At 73.1% G+C, this 2809-nt stretch carries 1 protein-coding gene and 1 pseudogene; one reads left to right on the plus strand and one right to left on the minus strand.

Annotated features, from left to right (window positions below; translation table 11 throughout):
- Positions 1 to 197, minus strand: a pseudogene (locus PKD06_RS01025) (hypothetical protein); the annotation flags it as partial.
- A 115-nt stretch (positions 198 to 312) separates the two neighbouring features.
- Between PKD06_RS01025 and PKD06_RS01030 the strand changes: the two are divergent.
- The coding region (locus PKD06_RS01030) for a toll/interleukin-1 receptor domain-containing protein (protein WP_324376856.1) at positions 313 to 2809 on the plus strand (2497 nt) is incomplete at its 3' end.

The raw sequence follows: 2809 nt of genomic DNA on the forward strand, positions 1-2809 counted from the left end.
GTGAGCGCGAAGGGCACGCCGCGCCGGGCCGGATGGTCGAGGACGGCCCGCAGCAGCACGGCCATGGTCGTGCCGCCGAAAGGCCCGACCATGTTGCCATAGGCGGGATGGGTCGCGCCGCGCCCGGATCCGGGCTCGCTCCAGTCGATTCGCGTCGCCTCGTCGAGCGGATGGCGCCCGCTGCCCTCGTTCGTCATGATGCGAGCTTCACGAAGCCCGTGCGTCCTGTCCAGCGCGATTCGCGCCATTGACCCGTCCGGGCGGCCCATCTAGCCCCAGGGGCGAAAGCCGACGGAAGGTCCTGCCGCCCCGATGTCCCGCCTGTTCATCAGCCATTCGAGCCAGAACAATGCGGAGGCGGCCTGCCTCCTGGTCTGGCTGAAGGAGCAGGGCTGGGACGACGTCTTCCTCGACGTCACGCCGGACCGCGGCATCGCCGCAGGCGAGAAATGGGAGCGGGCACTGAACGAGGCCGCCTCGCGCTGCGAGGTCGTGCTCTTCCTCGTCTCGCGCGGCTGGATCGCCTCGCGCTGGTGCCGCAAGGAATACGAGCTGGCGCGCCGCCTCAACAAGCGTCTGCTGGGGGCGCTGATCGAGATCATCCCGGTCGGGGAGTTGCCGGGCGAGATCACCGAGACCTTCCAGATGGTCGACCTCGCCTCGGGCTCGGACCATCGCATGTTCCGCGCCGAGCTGCCGCGCACGCAGGAGGAGGTTCATGTCACCTTCTCCCGCGAGGGCCTGTTCCGGCTGAAGGACGGGCTGACCAAGGCGGGGCTCGATCCGCGCTTCTTCCCCTGGCCGCCCCCCTACGATCCGGGACGCGCGCCCTATCGCGGGCTGAAGCCTCTGGAGCAGGAGGATGCCGGCATCTTCTTCGGCCGCGAGGCGCCGATCGTCGAGGCGCTCGACATGCTGCGCGGCCTCGCCGCCGCCGCGGCGCCGCGGCTCTTCGTCATCCTCGGCGCCTCGGGCGCGGGCAAGTCCTCCTTCCTGCGGGCGGGGCTCCTGCCGCGCCTCGCCCGCGACGACCGAACCTTCCTCACCCTGCCGGTGATCCGCCCGGAAGGCGGGGCGCTGCTCGGCGAGACGGGACTGCTCGCCGCGCTCGAAGGCGCTTTCCAGGCCGGCGCGATCCCTCAATCGCGCGCCGCGCTCCGCCAGGCCGTCGCGGCGGGCGGGGCGGCGCTGAAGCCTCTCCTCGCGCAGCTCGCCGCCCGCGCGATCGAGGGGATGGTGAGCGGGGAGGGTCCGCCCAAGCCCCCGGCGGTCACCTTCGCCGTCGACCAGGCCGAGGAGCTGTTCAGCGACAGCGAGGGCGAGGGGCTGCTCGCCCTTCTCCGCGACCTCGTCGGGGAGGATGGACCCGAGGTCATGGTCCTCTTCACCATCCGCTCGGATGCCTATGACGCGCTGGAGACGGCGAAGGCGCTGGAGGGGCTGCGCCAGCGCGCCTTCGCCCTCCTGCCGATGCCGCGCGGCGCCTACCAGACCGTGATCGAGGGGCCGGCCGCGCGCCTCGCCGGCAGCGACCGCCCCCTCGCCATCGAGCCGCGCCTGACGGAGCGGCTCCTCGGCGACATCGAGAAGGGCGGCGGCTCGGACGCCCTGCCGCTCCTCGCCTTCACGCTCGGCCAGCTCTACGACGATTTCGGTGGCAGTGGCACGCTGAGCCTCGCCGATTACGAGGCATTCGGGGGCATCCAGGGGGCCATCGAGGCGGCCGTGCGGCGCGTCATGCGCGCGGCCGACCGCGATCCGCGCCTGCCCCGGGACGAGGGAGCGCGGCTTCTCCTCCTGCGCCGCGGCCTCATTCCCTGGCTCGCCGGCATCGATCTCGAAACGGGCAGCCCGCGGCGGCGGCAGGCCCGGTTCTCCGAGATCCCCGCCGATGCCGAGCCGCTGGTGCGGCTCCTCGTCGAGCAGCGCCTCCTGTCCATCGACCGCGTCGCGGTGAAGACGGAAAGCGGGGAGCGCATCGAGATCACCGTCGAGCCGGCGCACGAGGCGCTTCTGCGGCAATGGGGGCTGCTGCGCGGCTGGCTGCACGAGGATTTCGCCGCCCTCGCCATCCTCGACGGCGTCAAGCGCGGCGCGCGCGACTGGGAGGCCAATGCCCGCGGGAGCGATTGGCTGAACCATACCGGCACGCGCCTCGCGGAGGCCGAGACCATCGCCGCGCGGCCCGATCTCGGGGCGAGCCTGGGCCCGAGCGCGCGGGACTATCTCGCCGGATGCCGCGTGCGCGACGATGCCGAGGAGGCGGAGCGGCGCGAGCGGATCGAGAACGAGCGCAAGCTCAAGGACAGCCAGATCAGGCTCGCCGAGGCGGACAAGGTGGCCGCCGAGCAGAAGGCGCAGGCGGCGCGGCGCTTCATGCGGCTCGCCGTCGGCGCGACCCTCGCCGTCGCGCTTGGGCTCTCCGCCGCGGGCGGGCTCGCGGTGCTGAACCATTTCCAGGCCCGCGAGCGGGACGATGCGCTCGCTGCCGCCGAGGCGGGCCGCTGGGTGGCGAAATCGCAAGGGGAATTGCGCGACGACAACGCGGCTGAGGCCGTGCGCAGCGCCTATCGCGCCTATCGCGACCGCCCCCGCGAGGAGACGCGCTCGGCCCTCCTGACGGCCCTGCTCGACAGTCCCGACCTCCTCGGCACCTTCTCGGCGCCGAACGATCCCGCCCAGGCAATCGTCTGGCTGCCGGACGGCACGCTCGGCTTCTCCTCCCGCGCCGCGACGCTCGGCTCCCTGGTCCTGCCAGGCGGCTCGCCCGCCTCGCCCGGCGCGGCCGGCGCGGCTTGGCCCTCGCCGA

The sequence above is a fragment of the Enterovirga sp. genome (genome assembly GCF_035325185.1).
Classification (GTDB): domain Bacteria; phylum Pseudomonadota; class Alphaproteobacteria; order Rhizobiales; family Beijerinckiaceae; genus Enterovirga.